This window comes from Streptococcus sp. 27098_8_75 (genome assembly GCF_041432475.1).
Lineage (GTDB): Bacteria > Bacillota > Bacilli > Lactobacillales > Streptococcaceae > Streptococcus > Streptococcus gordonii.
This window is the reverse complement of the sequence record NZ_JAPVZR010000001.1, coordinates 184731-208158: the sequence shown is the minus strand read 5'-3', so window position 1 is coordinate 208158 and position 23428 is coordinate 184731. Positions and strand designations below refer to the sequence as shown.

The 23428-nt window shown below is 41.4% G+C and carries 16 protein-coding genes; all 16 read left to right on the top strand.

The annotated features are described in order from the left end of the window. Positions 1-37: 37 nt before the first annotated feature. The 16 genes from O3640_RS00960 to O3640_RS00885 all read left to right on the top strand — a co-directional run bounded on the left by O3640_RS00960 (position 38) and on the right by O3640_RS00885 (position 23347). A complete protein-coding gene (locus O3640_RS00960; RefSeq protein ID WP_048778204.1) occupies positions 38-5869 on the top strand; it encodes a ZmpA/ZmpB/ZmpC family metallo-endopeptidase in 5832 nt (1943 codons plus the stop codon). 381 nt (positions 5870-6250) lie between these two features. Next, entirely contained in the window at positions 6251-7012 is a 762-nt protein-coding gene (locus tag O3640_RS00955) for a bifunctional hydroxymethylpyrimidine kinase/phosphomethylpyrimidine kinase (protein WP_045634299.1), read from the top strand. Then, the gene (locus O3640_RS00950; protein WP_045634298.1) at positions 7002-7484 is read left to right on the top strand and encodes an ECF transporter S component; all 483 of its coding nucleotides are present in this window, start codon (positions 7002-7004) and stop codon (positions 7482-7484) included. The genes O3640_RS00955 and O3640_RS00950 overlap by 11 nt, the downstream gene beginning before the upstream one ends. A 12-nt stretch (positions 7485-7496) precedes the next feature. Beyond that, complete coding sequence (locus O3640_RS00945) at positions 7497-8060, top strand: TIGR01440 family protein (RefSeq protein WP_008808426.1); 564 nt, start codon at positions 7497-7499, stop codon at positions 8058-8060. A gap of 88 nt (positions 8061-8148) precedes the next feature. Next, positions 8149-9432, top strand: a complete 1284-nt coding sequence (gene tig, locus O3640_RS00940) for a trigger factor (RefSeq protein ID WP_008808427.1) — start codon at positions 8149-8151, stop codon at positions 9430-9432. 160 nt (positions 9433-9592) lie between these two features. Beyond that, the gene (gene rpoE, locus O3640_RS00935) at positions 9593-10180 is read left to right on the top strand and encodes a DNA-directed RNA polymerase subunit delta (protein ID WP_045505656.1); all 588 of its coding nucleotides are present in this window, start codon (positions 9593-9595) and stop codon (positions 10178-10180) included. Between the two features lie 165 nt (positions 10181-10345). Continuing rightward, positions 10346-11029 carry a B3/4 domain-containing protein gene (locus O3640_RS00930; protein WP_125396878.1) on the top strand — a complete coding sequence of 228 codons (684 nt, stop codon included), beginning with the start codon at positions 10346-10348 and terminating at the stop codon, positions 11027-11029. Positions 11030-11380: 351 nt separating this feature from the next. Further along, a complete protein-coding gene (secA, locus tag O3640_RS00925) occupies positions 11381-13897 on the top strand; it encodes a preprotein translocase subunit SecA (protein ID WP_060553046.1) in 2517 nt (838 codons plus the stop codon). A 22-nt stretch (positions 13898-13919) separates the two neighbouring features. Continuing rightward, entirely contained in the window at positions 13920-14951 is a 1032-nt protein-coding gene (locus O3640_RS00920; RefSeq protein WP_195321401.1) for a 3-deoxy-7-phosphoheptulonate synthase, read from the top strand. A gap of 115 nt (positions 14952-15066) precedes the next feature. Beyond that, positions 15067-15429, top strand: a complete 363-nt coding sequence (acpS, locus tag O3640_RS00915; RefSeq protein ID WP_045506039.1) for a holo-ACP synthase — start codon at positions 15067-15069, stop codon at positions 15427-15429. Further along, positions 15419-16525: an alanine racemase gene (gene alr / locus O3640_RS00910; protein ID WP_195321400.1), complete on the top strand. Its 1107-nt coding sequence runs from the start codon at positions 15419-15421 to the stop codon at positions 16523-16525. Before acpS ends, alr begins: the two co-directional genes overlap by 11 nt. 71 nt (positions 16526-16596) lie before the next feature. After that, on the top strand, positions 16597-18612 hold the full coding sequence (recG, locus tag O3640_RS00905) for an ATP-dependent DNA helicase RecG (RefSeq protein ID WP_371586467.1): 2016 nt from the start codon (positions 16597-16599) through the stop codon (positions 18610-18612). Positions 18613-19032: 420 nt separating this feature from the next. Further along, positions 19033-21075, top strand: a complete 2043-nt coding sequence (locus O3640_RS00900) for a PTS sugar transporter subunit IIA (protein WP_061596132.1) — start codon at positions 19033-19035, stop codon at positions 21073-21075. Next, entirely contained in the window at positions 21068-21349 is a 282-nt protein-coding gene (locus O3640_RS00895) for a PTS sugar transporter subunit IIB (protein ID WP_011999933.1), read from the top strand. The genes O3640_RS00900 and O3640_RS00895 overlap by 8 nt, the downstream gene beginning before the upstream one ends. Before the next feature lie 25 nt (positions 21350-21374). Next, complete coding sequence (locus tag O3640_RS00890) at positions 21375-22661, top strand: PTS ascorbate transporter subunit IIC (RefSeq protein WP_011999934.1); 1287 nt, start codon at positions 21375-21377, stop codon at positions 22659-22661. Beyond that, positions 22661-23347, top strand: a complete 687-nt coding sequence (locus O3640_RS00885) for a tryptophan synthase subunit alpha (protein WP_045634292.1) — start codon at positions 22661-22663, stop codon at positions 23345-23347. Before O3640_RS00890 ends, O3640_RS00885 begins: the two co-directional genes overlap by 1 nt. Positions 23348-23428 lie beyond the last annotated feature (81 nt).

Genomic DNA, 23428 nt, shown 5'->3' with positions numbered 1-23428 from the left:
AAATTTATACATCCAAACAAATAATGGGAGTTATGAAGTGAAGGATTTTAGAAAAGTACAGGAGAAAATTCAGAAATTTTCGATTAGAAAATTATCTGTTGGTGTAGGTTCCGTTGCAATTGCTGCTTTGATTTTTGGTAGCTTTTTGACTAGTCCAGCTGTTGCTGCTGATGAAGTTGGAAAGACTGGTCAGGCTCATTACACTTATGTTGAAGAGCAAGAGTTAACTGAGCAGGAGAAGGAACTGATTAAGCATGAGCTTCCTTCCGATTTGCAATCAGGTGAGAATTATTACCTGATTTATCGTAAGCAGGGGAAAGCAACAGTTTTGCCTCAAACAGGGAATAATGGTCAACCGCTTCTTGGCATGCTAGCTGGGACGGCTATTTTGGCTGTCTTGGTGTTTTCCCGTAAGAAGACTGGCAAGTTGGTGGGAGTGCTTTTGATTGGAGCGTTAGGACAGAGCCTTTTGCTTTCGCCTCAAGTTTTTGCGCTAGAAAATAAAGAGTTGGCTTCTTATAACCGTCAAGTTTCGATTTCTTCAGGTGTTTCTGAAGCAGATTTAGCGATTGAAGGTTACGACTATATCGGTTACTTTACTGCTTCTGATTTGCATTCTTTGAAGGGGACGGCGTCGGCCTCTCTAACTGAAGAATCTAACCATAAAAACCAACTAGCAGTACCAGAAAATTCAAAATCTGGACGGGATGTTAGGGGTCAAGAAAAGCAAACAGAGCTTATGGAAGAGGAAAAACCAGATCAAGATATTTCAAGTCAGGCTGGAAGCATCTCTGATTCCACTCCTAACCCATCTTCTCAAGGATTACATCCAAATAAGGAAACTTCAAAAGAAGAAAATAAAACGAATCCGAATCAGTCTGAAAAAAACAGCAGTAGTAAGGGAGAACCAGAAGTTCAACCGGAGAAACCAGCTTATACAGAGCCAATTGGAACAGCAGGAGATACAGCCCCAGTAGAGCCTGCGCTTCCAGCATACACAGGATCTGTGAATGGCGAACCAGAAGTTCAACCGGAGAAACCAGCCTATACCGGACCGGTTGGAACAGCTGGAGATACAGCCCCAGTAGAGCCCGCTCTTCCAGCATACACAGGGTCAGTAAATGGCGAACCAGAAGTTCAACCAGAGCAACCAGCCTATACCGGACCGGTTGGAACAGCGGGAGATATAGCCCCAGTAGAGCCTGCGCTTCCAGCATACACAGGATCTGTGAATGGCGAGCCAGAAGTTCAACCGGAGCAACCAGCTTATACAGAGCCGATAGGTACAGCAGGAGATACGGCCCCAGTAGAGCCTGCGCATCCAGAATACACGGGTGGTGTTAACGGGGAATCAACAGTTCAAGCTGAACTGCCTAGTTTGCATACAGAGGTCAAGCTAGAAACAATTGAACCAAAGGTTGTTCACAAAACTGATGATAGCAAGTATCTTGATGAAGAGACAACTGTAGAAGGAACTCCAGGCCAAAAAGAAATTGTAACCAGCTATGAAGTCTTGGATGGCAAGCGGATATCGGAGCCACAAATAACTGAGCGCACCTTGCATGAAGCAGTTGATACAGTGGTCACTCGAGGCACTAAGACTCGCGTTAATAAAGAAGAATTAAGTAAGCAGCTAGCTTTAGCAGCGGCTGTGGATCCTGCAGTTTACACCAATCAATCCTACCAGCAATTGCAAGCAATTAAGAATATGGCTGAGTCTGTTTATCAAACTTCGTCGAGTCAAGATGAAGTAGATGCAGGTGTCAACCAACTCAAGCAGGCTTTAGCCGACTTATTGGCTCTTAAAACAGCGCCAACTCTGACTGTTTCAGCGGTTAAGAAGGATGAATTGCAGAAATCAGCGCAAATTCAATACCAGCTGACGGACAGGGATCAAGCCTTTACTAGTGCTCATGTTCGCCTGAAGAAGGATGGTCAATTAATAGCAGAGCAAAACTTGGCGACCGGTCAGTTGACTGCCAGCTTCAGTGGTTTGGACTACTATACACCTTATGATATCGAGACGACCCTGTCTTATGACTTAGGAAATGGCTCTGAAAGCAAAGAGTTAGCTCGAGAGACAGTTCAGCTTGACCTGAAGAAGGTGGAACTCAAGTCCATCACTAATGTCGCCTTGATGAAGGTTGAGAATGGCCAGACAAAATTGATGCCTACTTTGGCTGAAAAACCAGCAAATCTGGATCAATATTACCTGCACTTTACATCCGATCAGTTCAAGGACACTGTATTGCCGGTTACCTCTATTGAGGAAGTGGTCGTTGATAACCAGCCTGTCTTCAAGATCAAGGCTCAGCTACCAGACTTGTTGCAAAGAAGTGCAACTGGTCTTCAAAACAGCTTTGATTTCTATCTGGAAAAGGCCAAGAAGCGTGAAGGGAATGTCTATTATGACTTCCAAGACCTCTTGGACGGTATCAAGGAAAATCCTTCTGGAACCTTTATTTTGGGTCGCAGTATCAGTGCCAAACTGATTGATAAACCTGCCAACAGCAAATCTTACTTGCCAGGTGAATTCAAAGGCCAGCTGATTGGTGGGCAAAATGGTGAGCGCCATGCGATTTTAGACTTGGCGCATCCTTTATTTGATACGATTACTGGCGGAACGGTCAAGGATATTGACTTTAAGCGAGTTAATATGGTTTATCCAGATTCGCAAGCGGGCGATACAATTGCGACAATTGCTGCTCGTTTGAAGAATAAAGGAGTAATCGAAAACGTCAATGTCCAAGGCTACTTGGAAGGAAGAGACCATATAGCCGGTCTGGTTAACAATATAGAAGGCCAATCTCGAGTTGAAAATGTCTCCTTTAAGGGCCAGATTAAGTCTAAAGGCGGAAACTCTGTAACAGGTGGTATTGCAGGCAGCAACTCTATGTCCTTGGTGAAACGCGCCTACGTTGAAGCGGATATTTGGGTGCACAGTGCTCGTAATGCAGGTATGTTGGTTGCTCAAAACTTCACTGACAATTCAGGCTCAGGCTGGGGCAATTGGGGCAAATTGATGCAGTCCGTTGCCAAAGGTAAGTTGGAGGATGCAGGCTCAAGAAATGCTGCTGGTATCTCTGCTTCCATTTGGCCATATGGAACTATCAATGACACTGTCAGCTATGCTACAGTAGTGAATGGTAAAGAGCTCTTTAGCTCTGATAATGAGATTACCGATGCTTGGATGGGACAAAAACTCCAAAACCTCTTTGGCGTACAGGGACAAAGCTCTGGAACCAAGACAGGAAAAGACGTCAAGTTCCGCCGCTTGACAGAAGCTGAAGCCGAGCAAAAAGTCAAGAGCTATCGGATTACGGCTCTTGAAGAAACCAGTGCAAATGAAGTAACGACTGAGAAACTAAATGCTGCTATCCTGAGAACAAGTACTTATCAAGATAAGCCAGGTTACAAGGCAGAAAATGAACAGCTTTATCAGAACCTAGAACGTTTTATGCCTTTCTACAATCAAGAGTTCTTGATCCACGAAGCCAATAAGCTGGTGGATGCTGGTAAGGCGGGCGACCTGTTGACCAAGAAAGTCTTAGCAGTTCAAGCCCTGAAAGGTAACCAGTTTGTTGCTGGCGGAACGGATGCAGATAAGATCATGGTTCATTTTGCAGACGGAAGCAAGACTATCTACAATCTTCAAAATCAAATACAATTTGAACAGACTGCTCTGCCGGAATATCAGATTGCAGAGCTTGGTACAGTCTATACTCCAAATCACTCAACGGCTGTCAAAGAAGACTTGCTGGCTCAGTTGACTGAGAGCTTGAAGAGTTTCGAACTGTACAGCGATGAAGTCTATCGTTCTGTTGGTCTGCCTAATGATAATGACAAGGTCAACAAAGTGAAGCGCCTCTTCCTAGATGAATCTTTGGCTGAAGTGAAAGCAAACTTGCAGGATATGCTTGGTAAGCTCTTGGCCAATGAATGGACAAGATTCCATGCTGACAATCCAGCAGCTAATGAAGCTTTGAAAACTAAAATCGAAGAAAACAAGACTGCTATCATGCTCGGTCTGACCTACCTCAACCGTTATTACGATCTCAAGTTTGGCGACTATAACCTCAAGGAGCTGGTGCTCTTCAAACCAGATTTCTATGGAGAAAAAGTACCATTGCTGGATCGCTTGATTAAGATTGGTCGTTCGACAGAAAATCAACTGAAAGGGGCAGACAATGTCAATATGTTTGCACGTCAGTTGAAGGCTGAGTCCAAGTCTAGTGATTTGGTAGCTTACTTGGATTACAACCGTCGCCTGCTGACTGACTTTGCGGACATGGATTCATGGTTCAAGGATGCAACTCGAGGCTTTATTCAGTTTGAAGAACGCCAGTCAGAAGTCGAGGAGATTAAGTCTGCTAAGTATCGCGTCTTTGATAACCTCAACTCTGAATATTTCAGCAACTATATCCTTCCACTTCTAACCTTGAAGAATACGCGCTTAGCCATTCTGTCAAACTATAGCACGATGGCCTTTGTCAACAGAGATAAGCGCCGGTCATGGTCTGATGAACGATTTAATGCACGCATCAAGGAAGTAGCGACCCAGCATCGAAATCACGTAGATACTTGGTACAAGCTTCTCTCAGATGATATCAAGTCCAGAATGGTCAAGCAAAATGTAACGGCTGTATGGGATGGTTTTGATGTGGAAGGACGTGGCTGGATTGATGTCAACGGAAATGATAATAAGGGCAATCCTTATGCTCCATCCCGCGAGTTCTTTAACCTAGTTGGCGGCAGAGCTGGTGGCTGGTACAAGTCAAATGGCTACGGTGCCCATGCTGCTGGTTCAATCCGTGTGAACTTCGAAGCCTTTGACCTCTTGACGGAATACGGTGTATCCGTCTTCACGCACGAACTCACCCACGTCAATGACGGCTATATTTATCTGGGCGGACATGGCAGACGACAAGGTATCGGACCAGAAGGCTATGCCCAAGGGTTGCTCCAATCACCTGTTCCTGGTCAGCCAGGCTGGGGTGCTCTGGGTCTCAACATGGCCTTTGATCGTCCAAATGATGGCAGCCTCATTTTCAATAGCTCGCCAAGTCTCTTCAAGAACCGAGCAGACATCGACCATTACATGAAGGGCTATAATGATACTCTCATGCTGCTGGATTATCTTGAAGGTCAAGCAGTTGTGGATAAAGGAAATGCAGCTGCGGCTAAATGGTTCAAGAAGGTTGAGCCTAAGATTGTAGATGCTCGAACTCAATATGATGTCGTGAGAGAGTTGACAGCAGAGGAGAAAGCGGCCATGTCAGTTTCATCTGTAAATGACTTGGTTGACCAAGGCTTGCTTTCTAACCGTGCAGTTGACAATAGAACTTATAATCCTGCTGATTACGACTCTAGTTACATTGCGATTGACTTTATGACGGGTATCTATGGTGGCGGTCAAAACAACACTGGAGCACCAGGCGCCTTGATGTTCAAGCATAATACCTTCAGAATCTGGGGTTACTATGGCTATGAAAAAGGCTTTGTAAGCTATGCTTCCAATAAACACCGTAAGACAGCCAATGAGCAAGGTGTGACTGGTTTGAGCGATAACTTTATCATCAAGCAAATTTCTGAAGGCGAATTTGAAACCATGGAGGCCTTCAAGAAAGCTTACTTCAGAAAAGTTGTGGATAAGGCACAAAGCTCAGGTATTAAGCCGGTGACTATCAACGGAAAAGTCTATAGTACTTATGAAGAACTGAAAGCTGGCTTTGCAGAAGCTGTTGACAAGGATCTGAAGAAGTCTCGTGTCGATGAACGGGTAACCAAGGACTTCAAGTATGCTGTCTTTACACAATTACTCAAGAACACCAACAGCTTTATGGACGAAAACTCTATTTGGGGTTCTTAAGAAAAAGTGTCAAATTTGTTGCGTGTATAATTGCAAATAATGACCTTTAGCAATATGCAATCAATAACCCATTTGGATTAGCTCTGTTTGTGTCGTCACTGACAGTCTGATTCAGATGGGTTATTTTCTTGCGTATTAGTGATTCCTAACATCAGCCATCTCCGATTGTTATACTCTATTTTCAAAAATCTGTCCCCAGACAGTTCCTGTTTTTAGTCCTTGCTGGGGTATTTTTTTCCTGCTAAAATAAACACATAGCACCTTATAAAGCTATTGTTTCGCTGGATTTACGTAAAAAATAGTAGATTTCAGAAGAGAAGACCGCCATCTGGCAGAAGGGCAATAGCAGGTTCAAACGGTATTATCTAAAGGAGATTCGTTATGAAGGATAAACTCATTTTAGCCCTATCGGGTAATGATATATTTAGCGGTGGCGGACTACATGCTGATTTAGCTACCTATACAGTCAATGGTTTGCATGGTTTTGTAGCTGTGACCTGCCTGACTGCGATGACCAACCAAGGATTTGAGGTCCTTCCGGTTGAAGAGGAGGTTTTTACTCAGCAACTATCCAGCCTCAAAGATGTTCCTTTTTCTGCTATTAAAATAGGGCTTTTACCCAATCTAGCAATAGCAGAGCAGGCATTGGAATTTGTCAAGCAGCATGCGGACATACCAGTAGTGTTAGACCCTGTCCTGGTCTGCAAGGAAAATCATGATCTGGAAGTTAGTGCATTGAGAGAAGAACTCATCAGGTTCTTCCCTTATGTCAGCATCATCACGCCTAATTTGGCAGAAGCTCAGCTATTGACCCAAAAAGAAATCAAAACTCTGGAGGACATGCAGGTAGCAGCGAAGGAGCTTTATGATTTAGGAGCCAAGCATGTGGTGATAAAGGGTGGCAATCGTTTGAGCAAGGAGCGGGCGGTGGATGTTTACTTTGACGGCCGAGATTTTGAGGTATTAGAATCGCCAGTGCTAGCTAGCAACAATACCGGAGCAGGTTGTACATTTGCTTCCAGTATTGCCAGTCAGTTGCTTCTAGGCAAGTCTCCTCTTGCAGCAGTTCAATTTTCTAAAGATTTTGTTTACGGAGCGATTCAGCGCTCAGATCAATATGGGGTGGTTCAATATGAGAAATAATCAAGTTAAAAAATTAGTTATCTTAGCTTTCATCACAGCTCTGTCTGTCGTTTTGGGGAATTTTTTGAAAATCCCTACGCCTACCGGCTTTTTGACCTTGTTGGATGCAGGGATTTATTTTACGGCCTTCTACTTTGGACACAAGGAAGCAGCTATTGTCGGAGGGCTTTCAGGCTTTTTGATTGATATGATTGCTGGCTATCCTCAATGGATGTTCTTTAGTTTGATTTGTCACGGACTGCAGGGCTTCTTTGCTGGTCTTGAAGGTAAGAGTCGCTATCTTGGTCTAGTTTTGGCCGCAGTTTCTATGGTTGGTGGCTACGCCCTCTTTGACAGTATCATGAATGGTGTCGGAGCAGGTCTGGCTGGTATGTTGGGTAATTTTATGCAGAATGCTTTTGGTTTGGTAGTCGGTTACGTCCTTTACAAAGCTTTTCCAGCTAGTTTGAAAAAGATGGTTACAGTGAAATAAGTGGGGTGAGACATGGACTTAGATAAGATTGGAGAAGAAACGCGTCAGATTCTTCAAGATGTTCTAGATAAAGCGTCCTTGGATGAGGGTGATATTTTTGTTTTGGGTCTATCCTCTAGTGAGGTTATCGGAGGTCATATTGGCCGAAATTCCAGTTTAGAAGTAGGTCAGGTCATTGTTAAAGCAGTTCTGGATATCTTAGAAGAGAAGGGGATCTTTCTAGCAGTTCAGGGATGTGAGCATCTCAATCGGGCTTTAGTGGTTGAGAGAAGCTTGGCAAAAAAGAAAGATTTAGAAATTGTTAACGTTCTCCCCACTCTTCATGCAGGAGGCAGTGGTCAGTTAGCAGCTTTCCAGTACATGAAGGATCCAGTTGAGGTGGAATTTATAGTAGCTCAGGCTGGTCTAGATATTGGAGATACTGCTATTGGCATGCATGTTAAGCATGTTCAGATTCCTATCAGACCAAAGCTTAAATCAGTAGGTGCTGCCCATGTTACAGCTTTAGCTAGCCGTCCTAAGCTGATTGGCGGTTCAAGAGCAGCTTATAGCGAAGATAAAATAAGAAAAGGCTAATAGTAAAAAAATATTATATAATTTTGAAAAATTTTTTAAATATGCTATAATGGAGTGTATTCAATAAATTTTAAGGAGAAATGACAGAATGTCTGTATCATTTGAAAAAAAAGAAACAAATCGTGGAGTTTTGACTTTTACTATTAGTCAAGAACAAATCAAACCAGAATTGGACCGTGTCTTTAACTCAGTAAAGAAAACAATTAATGTACCAGGTTTCCGTAAAGGTCATCTTCCACGTCCTGTCTTCAACCAAAAATTTGGTGAAGAAGCGCTTTACCAAGATGCTTTAAACAACTTACTTCCAAATGCTTATGAAGCTGCTGTGAAAGAAGCTGGTATCGAAGTTGTAGCACAACCAAAAATCGATGTCGTTTCTATGGAAAAAGGTCAAGATTGGACTATTTCTGCTGAAGTTGTTACAAAACCAGAAGTAAAATTAGGTGCTTACAAAGACCTTGAAGTATCTGTAGAAGTTTCAAAAGAAGTAACAGACGAAGACGTTGATGCACGTATCGAACGCGAACGCAACAACTTGGCTGAATTGGTTCTAAAAGAAGGTCCAGCAGCTGAAGGTGACACAGTGGTCATTGATTTTGTTGGTTCAGTTGACGGTGTTGAATTTGACGGCGGAAAAGGAGATAATTTCTCTCTTGGACTTGGTAGCGGTCAATTTATTCCAGGATTTGAAGATCAATTGGTTGGTCACAAAGCTGGCGAAACAGTTGATGTGGTTGTAACTTTCCCTGAAGACTACCAAGCAGCTGATCTTGCAGGTAAAGAAGCTAAGTTTGTAACTACAATCCATGAAGTAAAAGAAAAAGAAGTTCCAGCTCTTGACGATGAACTTGCAAAAGATATTGATGAAGAAGTAGAAACTCTTGATGAATTGAAAGAAAAGTACCGTAAAGAATTAGCTGAAGGAAAAGAAGCTGCATACAAAGATGCAGTTGAGTCAGCAGCAATTGATCTTGCGGTTGAAAATGCAGAAATCGTAGACTTACCAGAAGAAATGGTTCATGAAGAAGTTCATCGTTCAGTAAACGAATTCCTCGGCAACATGCAACGCCAAGGAATCTCACCTGACATGTACTTCCAAATCACTGGTACTACTCAAGAAGACCTTCACAAACAGCACGAAGCTGATGCAGAAGCTCGTACTAAGACAAACTTAGTGATTGAAGCTATTGCAAAAGCAGAAGGATTTGAAGCAAGCGCTGAAGAAATCGAAGCAGAAATTTCTTCACTCGCAAACGACTACAATATGGAAGCAGATCGTGTTCGTCAACTTCTTTCAGAAGATATGTTAAAACATGATATCACTATCAAGAAAGCTGTTGAAGTCATCACAAGCACTGCAAAAGTGAAATAATGATTTGAAAAGTCCTAGTTTGACTAGTGACTTTTCGTTTTTCTAAAAGGGAAAAAGAGCAAAATTCTTTTGACGAAAATTCAAAAATATCGTACAATAGAAAGTAGCGAAAAAATACGAGAGGGCGAATGTCCTTTATCAGCTTAAAAGGAGACCAACTTTGGAATTAGAAGTATTTGCTGGACAAGAAAAAAGTGAACTTTCTATGATTGAGGTAGCGCGTGCGATTTTAGAATTGCGCGGTCGTGACCATGAGATGTATTTTAATGACCTTGTCAATGAAATCCAAACTTATTTAGAAAAATCAAACAGCGAAATCCGAGAAGCTCTACCATTGTTCTATACTGAGCTAAATGTTGACGGAAGCTTTATTCCGCTTGGTGACAACAAATGGGGCCTTCGTTCTTGGTATGCAATTGATGAAGTGGACGAGGAAATTATCGCGCTTGAAGAGACTGATGAAGAAGATAGTCCGAAATCACGGAAGAAAAAACGCGTTAATGCCTTTATGGATGGTGATGAGGATGCCATCGACTACAGCGATGATGATCCAGAAGATGAGGATTCATACGAAGCAGATCCTGCACTCAACTATGACGATGAAAATCCAGACGATGAGAAGAATGAAGCAGACGCTTATGATGCTGAAATCAATGAGATTGCTCCGGATGATCTAGACGAAGATGTTGACATCAATGAAGAAGATGATGAATTTTCTGACGATGATGCAGAGGGCGAAGAAGAATAAAAAGAGAGACTGGGGCAAAAAAGCTCCAGTCTTTTTTGTCAGAATCGAATTCTTTTTTAAATACAAGTCAAGGAGAGAGTGTTCTTTGGCCTTGAAACAGACTTAAGAAAGTCGTATAATGATGGGGAATAAACAGAAAATAGCGACGACAGGGAGGGTGCTGCGATGAAATTTATCCTGGATCGAAGCCTAAGCGACTTAGGAATTGAAAGTGTAGTCATTGGTATTGCTAAAAATGTCAATCCGCATGCAGAATTATCTCTAACCTTTCTAAAAAAGAAAAAGGAAAGAGAAGAGTGGGCTCTAAGTTGTGACCTAGATCAGGTTCTCCAATCACCGATTATTCAAGGCTATGAAGATATCTTGCAACGTGTAGGTCGCAGTGTCAAAAAAAATCCTCCAACTGTTCCAGCTCTGATTAAAAATATCCGCCATCGCGGGTCTCTTCCTTCTATCAATACGATTATCGATATTTATAATGTAGAAGCCTTGCAATCCCTGTTAGCTATTGGCGGACATGATTATAATAAAATTGGAGAAAAGATTGAGTTCACTGTCAGTCAAAGAGAAGATACCTTTCTGCCAATTTTGTCTAAGGAGAAACACGTAGCTAAAACAGACTATGTCTATCGCGACGACAAAGGGATTTTAGCTTGGTTAGATATTCGAGATAGTGACCTCTATAAGTTTGATGATGATACCAAAGATGCAATTTTTATCATTCAAGGGAATGCTAATACTTCCGTTGAGATGCGTTTGGAAGCCTTGAAGCGAATCCAGTCTGACTTAAAAGAATGCATGCCAGATATGAAGTTTGAGGCATTGGTTATCAAGCAAGCTGAAGATTGATTTAGTAGCGGGGGATAGACATTATCGGTTTCAGTTTGAAACATTGCTCTCCTATATTTCGTATAAAAAGCCTCTTGGTTGAAAGAGGCTTTTTTTAACAAAAAGGACAGTTGTTTTGATAGAGGGTGTGAGAGGAGAAAATGCTATAACTGACCGGAAAAACTTATCATTATTTATCTTGAATGCTTACTTTGGTACGTGAAATAAAAGTAGAGTTAAATTGTGGGAATGAATCAAAGAGAAGGCTTTATTTCGGTATAAAAATGCTTAAGTTTCTTGAAAGTTATAGGAGAAAATGCTATAATGAAAAGAACATTCTAAAATCAGAAAGAATATAAAGTAAGGATAAAAATGGCAAATATTTTAAGAACAATTATCGAAAATGATAAAGGTGAATTAAGAAAATTAGAGAAAATGGCAAATAAGGTCATTGCTTATAGTGACCAGATGGCTGCCTTATCCGATGAGGAGCTAAAGGCTAAAACAGATGAATTTAAACAACGTTATCAGAATGGCGAAAGTTTAGATGACTTGCTCTATGAAGCCTTCGCAGTTGTTCGTGAGGGCGCGAAGCGTGTTCTTGGTCTCTATCCTTATCCAGTACAGATTATGGGGGGGATTGTTCTCCATCATGGTGACGTACCAGAGATGCGTACAGGTGAAGGGAAAACTCTTACTGCGACCATGCCTGTTTACTTGAATGCGTTGGCAGGAGAAGGAGTTCACGTTGTAACGGTCAATGAATACCTGACAGAGCGTGATGCGACCGAAATGGGTGAACTGTACTCTTGGTTAGGGCTTTCAGTTGGTATTAACTTGGCTGCTAAATCTCCAGCTGAGAAGAGAGAAGCCTATGCTTGTGACATCACCTACTCAACGAACTCAGAAATTGGCTTTGACTACCTCCGTGATAACATGGTAGTTCGTGCTGAAAACATGGTTCAGCGTCCACTTAACTATGCCCTAGTTGATGAGGTGGATTCCATTCTGATCGATGAAGCTAGAACCCCTCTGATTGTTTCTGGACCAGTTTCATCTGAAACTAATCAGCTTTACCACATGGCGGATAGCTTCGTTAAGAGTCTTAACAAGGATGATTATATCATCGACGTGCCATCAAAAACAATCGGCCTGTCTGACTCTGGAATTGACAAAGCTGAAAGCTATTTCAAATTAGATAATCTCTATGATATTGAAAATGTGGCATTGACTCACTTCATTGATAATGCCTTGCGTGCTAACTATATCATGATTTTGGATATCGATTATGTGGTTAGCGAAGAACAAGAAATTCTAATCGTTGACCAGTTCACCGGTCGTACCATGGAAGGACGCCGCTATTCTGACGGACTTCATCAGGCTATTGAAGCTAAGGAAGGTGTTCCGGTTCAAGATGAAACTAAGACATCTGCTTCTATTACCTACCAAAACCTCTTCCGTATGTATAAAAAACTGTCTGGGATGACTGGTACAGCTAAGACTGAGGAAGAAGAATTCCGCGAAACTTATAATATCCGTGTTATTCCAATTCCAACTAACCGTCCAATTGCTCGTATTGACCATGAGGATTTACTGTACCCTAGTTTAGAATCTAAATTTAAGGCAGTTGTGGAAGACGTGAAAGAACGCCATCTTAAAGGACAGCCTGTTCTGGTCGGTACAGTTGCAGTTGAAACCAGTGACTATCTTTCTAAAAAGCTGGTTGCAGCAGGAATTCCTCATGAGGTATTGAATGCTAAGAACCACTATCGTGAAGCGCAAATCATTATGAATGCTGGCCAACGGGGTGCTGTTACAATTGCAACCAATATGGCTGGTCGTGGTACCGATATTAAGTTGGGTGAAGGCGTTCGCGAATTGGGTGGTCTCTGTGTGATTGGTACAGAGCGCCATGAAAGCCGTCGTATTGACAATCAGTTACGTGGACGTTCTGGTCGTCAGGGAGATCCAGGTGAATCTCAATTCTATCTATCTCTTGAAGATGAGCTGATGCGTCGTTTTGGTTCTGAGAGAATCAAAGCTGTCTTGGATCGTTTCAAACTGAGCGAAGAAGAGTCTGTCATTAAGTCTAAGATGTTTACACGCCAAGTTGAAGCGGCTCAAAAACGGGTTGAAGGAAATAACTATGATACTCGTAAGCAAGTCCTTCAGTATGACGATGTGATGCGTGAACAGCGTGAAATCATCTACGCTGAACGTCATGATGTTATCACAGCTAACCGGGATTTGGCTCCAGAGATTCACGCTATGATCAAACGGACTATTGATCGTTTTGTTGATGGAAATAGCAGAGCTCCTCAAGAAGAAAAATTGGATTCAATTTTGTACTTTGCTAAGTATAACTTGGTTCCAGAAGAGTCAATTTCTTTGAGCGACCTTCAAGGTTTATCTGATGAGGAAATAAAGGCTAACTTATACGAACGTGCTTTGGAAGTCTACAATAATCAAATTGCTAAACTTCGTGATGAAGAAGCTGTTCGAGAATTCCAAAAAGTGTTGATTCTACGTGTTGTAGATAACAAGTGGACAGATCACATTGATGCATTGGATCAGCTTCGTAATGCTGTAGGTCTCCGAGGTTATGCTCAAAATAATCCTGTTGTTGAATACCAATCTGAAAGTTTCAGAATGTTTAACGATATGATTGGTTCAATCGAGTTTGATGTGACTCGTCTCATGATGAAAGCACAAATTCACGAGCAAGAGCGTCCTCGTACGGAGCATAACATTGTAACAACAGCAACGCGTAACATCTCAGCGCAAGAATCCGATCTGCCAGCAGATGTTGATTTGGCAAAGGTTGGCCGGAATGAACTATGCCCATGTGGCTCAGGTAAGAAATTTAAAAATTGCCACGGCCGTCGTTAAAAAAGATTGAGGGGGAGTTGGAATGACATTTACAACAAGAGGTCCTATTGTTGACGTAGAGCAGGTTCGTACCTTGTCTCAGCTTGATGAAAAAGCTTTGGCAACGAAGCAAGTTCGCGACCAGGAGTTGGCTGCTATTCTCAGAGGAAAAGACAAGCGGATTTTATTGGTCATAGGTCCTTGCTCCTCTGATAATGAAGAAGCGGTCATAGAATATGCTAAACGTCTGGCCGCCCTTCAGGAAGAAGTAAAAAAACATGTTTTCATTGTTATGCGGGTCTATACAGCCAAACCCCGTACAAATGGTGACGGTTATAAAGGCTTGATTCATCAGCCTGATGCAGCAGGAGCACCAGATTTAATGGCTGGTATCAAGGCAGTTCGTCATCTGCACTACCGTGTCATTACTGAGACAGGCCTGACTACGGCTGATGAAATGCTCTATCCTGAAAATGTATCTCTAGTCGACGATTTGGTTTCCTATATGGCTGTAGGAGCACGTTCGGTTGAAGATCAACAACACCGTTTTGTTGCTTCAGGTTTGTCTACTCCTGCGGGAATGAAAAATCCGACTTCAGGTAATTTAGCTGTGATGTTTAATGCCATCTATGCTGCACAAAATAAACAGACCTTCCTCTATCGTTCTCAGGAAGTGGAGACCTCAGGTAATCCTCTGGCCCATGCCATCCTTCGTGGCGCAATTCATGCTAATGGAAAGAATGAGCCGAATTATCATTATGAACATCTTCTTGAAGCGATTTCAGGTTATGAAAAGTTAGGCTTGTCCAATCCTTTCATCATGGTTGATACGAACCATGACAATTCAGGGAAGCAATATTTAGAGCAAGTGCGGATTGTTCGTGAGACTCTCTTAAATCGAGACTGGAATGAAAAGATTGAGCAGAGTGTTCGTGGCTTTATGATTGAATCATATTTGGAAGATGGCCGACAAGATCAGCCAGAGGTCTTTGGAAAATCCATTACAGATCCTTGCTTAGGATGGGACAAGACTGAACAGTTGATTCGAGAAATTTATAGCCATTTAGAAAAATAACTCTATTATTGAAATGAAAGGGACCGTTTGGCAAAAGAAAATGTCGCCAATTGGTCGGAATGCAGCAAGCTCAGTTGGATTTCCAGCTGAGTTTTGTCTCATTCTGAGAACAAAGATGATTATAGGACATGGAATTGATATAGAGGAGTTATCTTCTATTCAGCGGGCCTATGAAAAAAATGCTCGCTTCGCAAAAAAAGTCTTGACAGAGAAAGAATGGCTTCGTTTTGAAGAACTTTCTGGCAAGCGAAAGATAGAATATTTGGCCGGTCGCTGGTCAGCTAAAGAGGCTTTTTCCAAAGCTTGGGGAACAGGAATTGGCAAGCTTAGTTTTCAAGATTTAGAAGTCTTGAATGATGAAAGAGGTGCTCCAGTATTTACGAAGACCCCTTTTTCTGGGAAGGTTTGGGTATCTATTAGCCATGCAGGTACCCTAGTGATGGCTAGCGTTATTTTGGAGGAAAGAGATGAAAACTAGTATACATAGGCCAAGTCAAGCACTTGTTGATTTATCAGCAATTCATTTTAATATTGAGCAATTAAAAGCCCATTTGCCTCAAGATGTTGAAAAATGGGCTGTCGTCAAAGCTAATGCCTACGGGCATGGTGCAGTAGCTGTTTCAAGTTATATTGATGATATTGTAGACGGTTTTTGTGTCTCAAACATTGACGAAGCTTTGGAATTAAGAGAGGGTGGCCTGGATAAAAAAATCTTAATTTTAGGGGTTTCAGCCATAGAGGCAGTACCTCTGGCAATTCAGCACAAGATTACATTGACCGTGGCTAGTTTAGAATGGCTGGACTTGCTGGAGGCTTCAGGCTCGTCTTTGCAAGGTCTGGTTGTTCACCTGAAAGTGGACTCAGGTATGGGCCGGATTGGCTTTAGAGATAGCCAGTTTCTTCAAGAGGCCATTAATCGTCTCCAGGTAGCTGGTGTTCAGGTGGAAGGAATCTTTACTCACTTTGCAACAGCTGACGAGGCAGATGCTAGTAAGTTTGAAGAGCAGTTAGCTTGTTTTAAGGGGATCTTAGCGGAATTAGATGATCTTCCACCGATTATTCATGCTAGCAATTCAGCTACTTCTCTTTGGCATGCGGACACTGTTATGAATGCTGTTCGTTTGGGAGATATTATTTATGGTCTCAATCCTAGTGGAAGTGCCCTTGAACTGCCTTATGAGATAAAACCAGCTCTTTCTTTGGTTTCAGAATTGGTTCATGTCAAAGAAGTAGAAGCAGGGGCTGATGTTGGTTACGGAGCAACCTACACAGCGGATGAAGGACAATTTATTGGAACAATTCCACTGGGTTATGCAGATGGCTGGACTAGGGATATGCAAGGTTTTGACGTTCTCATTGATGGTCAACGTTGTCCAATAGTTGGTCGAGTATCCATGGACCAGATTACAGTTCGCTTGCCGAAGAAATATCCTCTGGGCACACCAGTTGTTTTCATTGGTAAGAGCGGAACAGAAAGTATCTCGGCGACTGACGTTGCTGAGAAACGAGGAACGATTAACTATGAAGTGGTTTGTTTGATTAGTGATCGGGTACCAAGAATTTACAAGAATTAATTAGTTTAAGCCTCCTTGATGAAATATGTAGTTAGAGAAAGCCATTTGATGCTAGAACTGAAAGAGGAACTATGAATTTACACCAACCCTTATCGGTTCTGCCGGGAGTAGGACCGAAATCAGCAGAAAAGTTTGCAAAGCTTGGTATTGAGACCTTACAGGATTTACTACTGTATTTTCCTTTTCGCTATGAAGATTTTCAAAGCAAGCAGGTGCTTGATCTAGAGGATGGAGAAAAGGCCGTCATTTCTGGTATAGTTGCGACACCAGCAAATGTTCAGTATTACGGGTTTAAACGCAACCGTCTCCGTTTTTCAATCAAGCAAGGGGAAGTCATCCTAGCTGTCAATTTCTTTAACCAGCCTTATTTGGCGGATAAGGTTGAAGTGGGGGCAAATATTGCTGTTTTTGGAAAGTGGGATAAGGCTAAAGCTAGCTTGACTGGGATGAAGCTCTTGGCTCAGGTCGAAGACGACTTGCAGCCAGTTTATAGGGTGGCTCAAGGGATTAGCCAGACAAGTCTGATTAAATTAATTAAAACAGCTTTTGACCAAGGCTTGGATTTACTGATTGAAGAAAATTTACCCCAGGTCTTGTTGGAACGCTACCAATTGCTATCTCGAGCAGAAGCAGTGAGGGCCATGCATTTTCCAAAAGATTTGGCAGAATACAAACAGGCGCTACGTCGTGTCAAATTCGAAGAATTGTTCTATTTCCAAATGCAACTTCAGGTGCTTAAAATGGAAACAAAGGATGTCAGCAATGGTTTGGTACTGGATTGGCAGGAAGAGCAGCTACAAGAGAAAAAAAGTCAGCTACCTTTTCCTCTGACAGGAGCTCAGGAGAGAGCTTTGACTGAAATTTTGTCTGATTTGAAGTCGCCTGCTCACATGAACCGACTCTTACAGGGAGATGTTGGAAGTGGGAAGACAGTAGTGGCTGGTTTGGCCATGTATGCTGTGCATACAGCTGGCTACCAATCGGCTTTAATGGTTCCAACAGAAATTTTGGCTGAGCAGCATTTTGAAAGCCTCAGTCAGCTCTTTCCTGATTTAAAACTAGCCTTATTAACCGGTAGTATGAAAGCAGCTGAGCGTAAAGAGACTTTGCTGGCTATAGAGCTTGGTCAGGTAGATATGGTAATTGGAACCCATGCTTTGATCCAAGATGGCGTTCAATACCATCGTCTAGGACTGGTTATCGTAGATGAACAGCATCGCTTTGGGGTTGCTCAACGTAGAATTTTGCGGGAAAAAGGAGACAATCCTGATGTTCTCATGATGACTGCTACTCCCATTCCCAGAACTTTGGCCATTACGGCTTTTGGGGATATGGATGTATCCATTATTGACCAGATGCCGGCGGGACGAAAGCCTATTATTACCCGTTGGGTTAAGCATGAGCAACTCGAGGTCGTACTCGATTGGATAAAAAAAGAATTAGTAAAGGGAGCTCAGGTTTATTTTATTTCTCCTTTGATTGAGGAATCAGAAGCTCTGGATCTAAAAAATGCTATTGACTTAGAAGAAGAACTGCAAGCTTACTTTGGAGGAGATGCCCGAGTCTCTCTTCTTCATGGTAAGATGAAGAGTGACGAAAAAGAGGCTATTATGCAGGACTTCAAGAATAAAGAGGTAGATATTTTAGTGTCTACAACGGTCATTGAAGTGGGTGTTAATGTGCCCAATGCAACGATTATGGTTATCATGGATGCTGATCGTTTTGGTCTCAGCCAGCTCCATCAGTTGCGCGGGCGTGTGGGACGTGGTGATAAACAATCCTATGCCGTTCTTGTCGCAAATCCAAAAACAGAGTCCGGGAAGAAACGTATGAAAATCATGACGGAAACGACAGATGGCTTTGTACTTGCTGAGGAAGATTTAAAAATGCGTGGTTCAGGAGAGATTTTTGGAACTCGTCAGTCTGGTATTCCAGAATTTCAAGTGGCCGATATCGTAGAGGACTACCCTATCTTGGAAGAAGCTAGAAAGGTAGCTAGCCAAATTGTGCAGAATAAAGACTGGCGGAGGGATCCTAACTGGCATCTAGTGGCTCTTCATTTTGATAAGCAAGATTATTTGGATTAAGCTTTTTGAAAGTTTTTTATAAGAATGACTTAAGTTTTACTGCCTATAATAAAGTCAATCAAAAGAAACGAGGTATTGATCATGACAGTAAATATTCACGTAGATTATAAAAAAGTTTTCAAGGATTCGGAAAAGATTTTTTCTACTTACGGCAAGTAGGGAATCTCCTTTTTATAACATAAATGAAAATAGGGAGACCACTTAGGATGAGTGGTCTTTTTTTGTTGTCTTAAAACAAATTCCGATTTTTATACGTACTCTTCTACGATACATTATTTTGTAGTCAATTACACAGTCATCATGGGAGTCTATCCTACTCTTCGTTTTATTCCAAGTTGATTTCTTTTCCTATCAGAAGCAAAAACTTGGACTTTACGTGCTTCGTTTCAAAATTATATAATAAGAATGAGGAGGAAAGAAATGGAAAGTCGATTATCAGAATTGTTCCAACGTGTTTGTACGACTGAGCAGCTTACCACAATTGATGAGCTTAGTCGATTATTTAAGGTGTCTAATCGGACGATTCTCAATGATATTGAAAAGGTAAATGGCTATTTAAAACAACATGATTTTCCGCCCATACAAGTCAAAAATAAGAGAATTTCTTATCCATTAAAGTTATATCTGACCTTCTCAGATTTATTGGTAAATAAGAGCGAACTGCTCCTTTTAGATGAGGAAATTCGGCGGAAACAGCTGCTGCTTGATATGCTATTGGATATGGATCATTTTAGCATTACCGCAGCAATTGCCAAATATGGTCTATCTAGAAATACGATTATTAAAGAAATTAAAACGATTCGGGCGGCACTCTCCACACAAGGGATAGAGTTAATACCAATTTCGTTTGTGGGCTATCATCTATCTGGTGATGAGGCAGTGATTAGACGGCTTGCGGCGAGTTTATTTCCTGTTGCCAAAATTAATATTTTTGCTTCCTCTGAATTTGTTGCGCAATTGGAAGAGCTCAGCCAACTTTTGTCAGTACTATTAGAAAAACTAAACCGGCGCATTTCGCAAACGGCCTTTGAACGTCTGCTGGCTTATTTCTGGGTTTCTTATTCTCGTTTTCAACAGCAGCATTTCATACCTAAGAAAGAGACAGTTGAACAGCTAATTTTAGAAGAGCTAATACTGCAAAGTATCCCCCTTTTCCATCAGCTGTTTGCAACAATTAGTCATCATCCAGAAGATTTAAAGTACCTAGCAGATCGGGTGGCGGAAGCTTCTTTATTAGACCCAGAAGAAAGACTTTCGGATGACTGGCTGTCTTGGAACGTGATTGTACTAGATTTTATCAATAGCGTTTCTAAGTTGACGGAAGAATCGTATTTTTGTGTTGATACAGATTTATTTGAAGGAATTCTGACTCATTTAAGGCCTGCGACGAAGCGACTTTTAAATGGGGAAGAACTCTTGAACCCTTTGTATGATGAGGTTATTAGCCATTTTAAGGAGTTGCATGAGGCTGTTCTTGAAAGTTTGCCAGCACTTGAAAGAAAACTGGGAGTGACCTTTACTTTACAAGAGAGTTCATTTTTAACCTTGTTTTTTGAATCATCTCTGCAACGTAAACGATTTCAAAAGCGGGTTTTAAATGATATTATTATTGTTTGTAATGAGGGGATTAGTACTTCTCAGATGTTAAACAGCCGTTTGCAGCGAGTATTTGCTTTTAATATTCTAGGAACTTTCAGTAAACGTGAAGCACTTGCTTGGCAGCAAACCCATCATGCAGATTTGATTATTACAACAGTTGATATCCCAGAAGCGCGTTTTCCAACAATCAAGGTTAATGCCTTGCTTTTGAGTGAAGATATTGAGAGAATTCAAAAAATATCTAATCAGTCCTTAAAAGAGATTCATGCTGATGAAATCCTAACCGTCATTAAACGGCGGATTCATTTAAAAAAAGAGCAAGAAAGTGCTATCTTTTCAGATTTGACTTTCTTACTGCAGGGAACAATTTTTAAGCAAAAACAAAAGAAAGAGGAGAAAAAAGAGCCAATGTTAATGGAAGTTTTAACCCAAGCAACAATTGAAGCCAATTATCCTGCCAAAGACCGTGAAGATGCGGTTAGAGAGTGCGGGCGCCTGCTTGTTCAAAGTGGAGCAGCAAGAGAAAGTTATGTCGAAGGAATGCTAGAAAATGTCCAGGTAAATGGGACTTATATTGTCATTGCCCCAGGGATTGCCATGCCACATGCACGACCGGAAAAAGGAGCGATAAAAATAGGATTTAGTTTACTGACCTTGCAAGACCCTATAAAATTTAACCATCCAACAAATGATCCGGTAAAATTAGTGATTGGTCTTTGTGCAACGGATCATCAGACGCACTTAAAGGCTTTGTCAGAATTGGTTGAAACACTCAGCCATCAAGAAATCATTACTCAACTTTATAGTGCTAAAACTAGCCAAGAAATTTATTCTATCATCAAAGGAGGAACAGAAAATGATTAAGATTGTTACAGTTTGCGGTGCTGGAGTAGGAAGTTCCATGATGGAGCGTTTGTTTGCTCAGCAAATTCTTGATGCGGAAAACATTGAAGCTGAAATCGATGCGTCTGATATTGGTTCGGTTGATCCGAATAGCTACGACATTGTGATTACGACATCCGATTTTGCCAATCAATTAGCGCATGCCCAAAGCAAAGTAATCCGTATTGATAATTTAATGGACAAGGAGTACTTGAAAGAACAGCTATTAGCCACGATTGCTCAGTTAGAAAAGTAAGCTCATAAAGTAGGAGGTATCAAAAATGAATTTTTTATTATATCTGATTAATAATGTTCTAAGCCAGCCGATTTTTATCATTGGTCTTGTCGTAATTTTGGGTATGCTTGCGGAGAAGAAATCGTGGGATAAGATTCTTCCCAGTACCATTAAAGCGATTATTGGCTTTACAATGATTAATATTGGCGGCCAGACATTGGGTGGAGCTTTGCTTCCGCTTCAATTGATGATTTCTAAGATTTTTGGGGTTGATGCACAAAATATGACTGATATTGGAGCAGCTCAGGCTGAGAGTCTTGCTTCCATTGGAACAGAAATGGCTCTAATTTTTGCAGTAGGGTTTTTAATCAATATTCTATTAGCCCGCCTTACTCCCCTTAAGTTTGTACATTTATCTCCTCACGTTTCTTTCTTCTTTGCTGGAATGATAGCAGCCTTGTTGAAATTTAACACCCAGCTGGACTTTATCCCGCTTGTTCTCCTTGGTGCAGTTATACTAGGTCTTTATATGACTCTAAGCTGTGCGTATGTCAATGTTTTTATCAAGCCAGTTAAGGGAGCAGATGGTTTTACTTTGGCGCATTCCAGTTCAACAGGTTTGGTTGTTGCCTCTATTTTAGGAAAAATTTTTGGCAATAAAAACAGTGATTTGGAAAATCTAAAACTATCAAAGAAATTAAATTTTCTGCGAGAAATGACGATTGCTTTGACCCTCGTAATGACCTTGCTTTTCTTTTGTCTCGGTCTTTTTGCAGGCAATGACTGGATGATGGAAGAAGTCAGTGGCGGTAAGGATATTGTTGTATTTAGTATTACCAAAGGGGTAGAATTTGGTATGTGGATTACGGTGATTATCACAGGCGTTCGTATGATGCTGGCGGAGATTATTCCTGCCTTTCATGGAATTGCTGGGAAGTTCATTCCAAATGCTAAACCCGGCTTGGATATTCCGCTGCTCTTTCCTAATTATCCCACCTCTGTCATCGTTGGTTTCCTCTGCAGCCTAGTCTCTGGGCTCATTGGTATGCTGATTTTGGGAGCGGTAAACTATCCAGTGATTGTATTTCCAGCCCTGATTCCGACTTTCTTTACTGGCGCCATTACAGCTATTTTCGGCAATGCTCACGGAGGAACGCGTGGGGCGATTATTGGTTCTCTGACCAATGGCTTTTTGCTCATATTTGGACAAGCTCTGTTGCTGCCTTTGGTTGCAAGCTATGCACCAATTATGAGAATTCTTAGTGAAACGGATTACTGCGTTTATGGTCCAATTTTAGGTTTCTTCCTTAAAGCAGTAGGTGGTGGTTTCTGATGATGCCTATTTTCTATTTACCCATTTCCTATCCAGACAGAGAAACCTTCTTTCAGTTACTGGATTTATTGCAGAAATATCAAGTGCCAATGGTAGAAATCGGTCTTCCTGCAACAAATTCTTTTTTAGATGGAGAGCTGATTCAAAGAATAAATCACCAACTGCTTCAAGCGGGGCTGTCAACAGCTGAACTGACAAAAATATTGTTACAAATCAGGGAAAAGTACACTTTTCAAGTAGTGCTGATGACCTATAAAGAAGGAGTAGAACGTTTTTCTCTACAGGAGCTCCCAATGGACTTGTATGCAGGAATCTTGTGTGTGGATGCTGTTTTATCGCAGATTACCTTTCCAAAACAGGTAGCTCTTGTATCTCCCGCAAGCAAAGCAGTCGATGTGAAAACTCAATGTGTTTTGTCGCATACATTTATCTACTTAATGTCTCATTCTGGGAAAACTGGTGAAAAAGTTTCTTTAGAAAATGCCCCCTATCAAGAAATTTTACCCCTACTCAAACATTATTCAAAAGATCCAGTTTATGTTGGTTTTGGCGTAAAAAATGCTCAAGATGTTTCTTGCATCAGGGATTCAGGTGCAGATGGTGCCATTGTTGGAACAGAATTTCTCCACCAATATGAACTGGGCGGTCTTTCTCAGATTGAACAGTATTTACAATCATTTCAGTAAAGCTATTCTTAGATTAAAAGGCGGTGGGACAGAACAAAAAATGAAAATTTTTAATTCATCGCTTCTCAGTTTTAAAGCTCT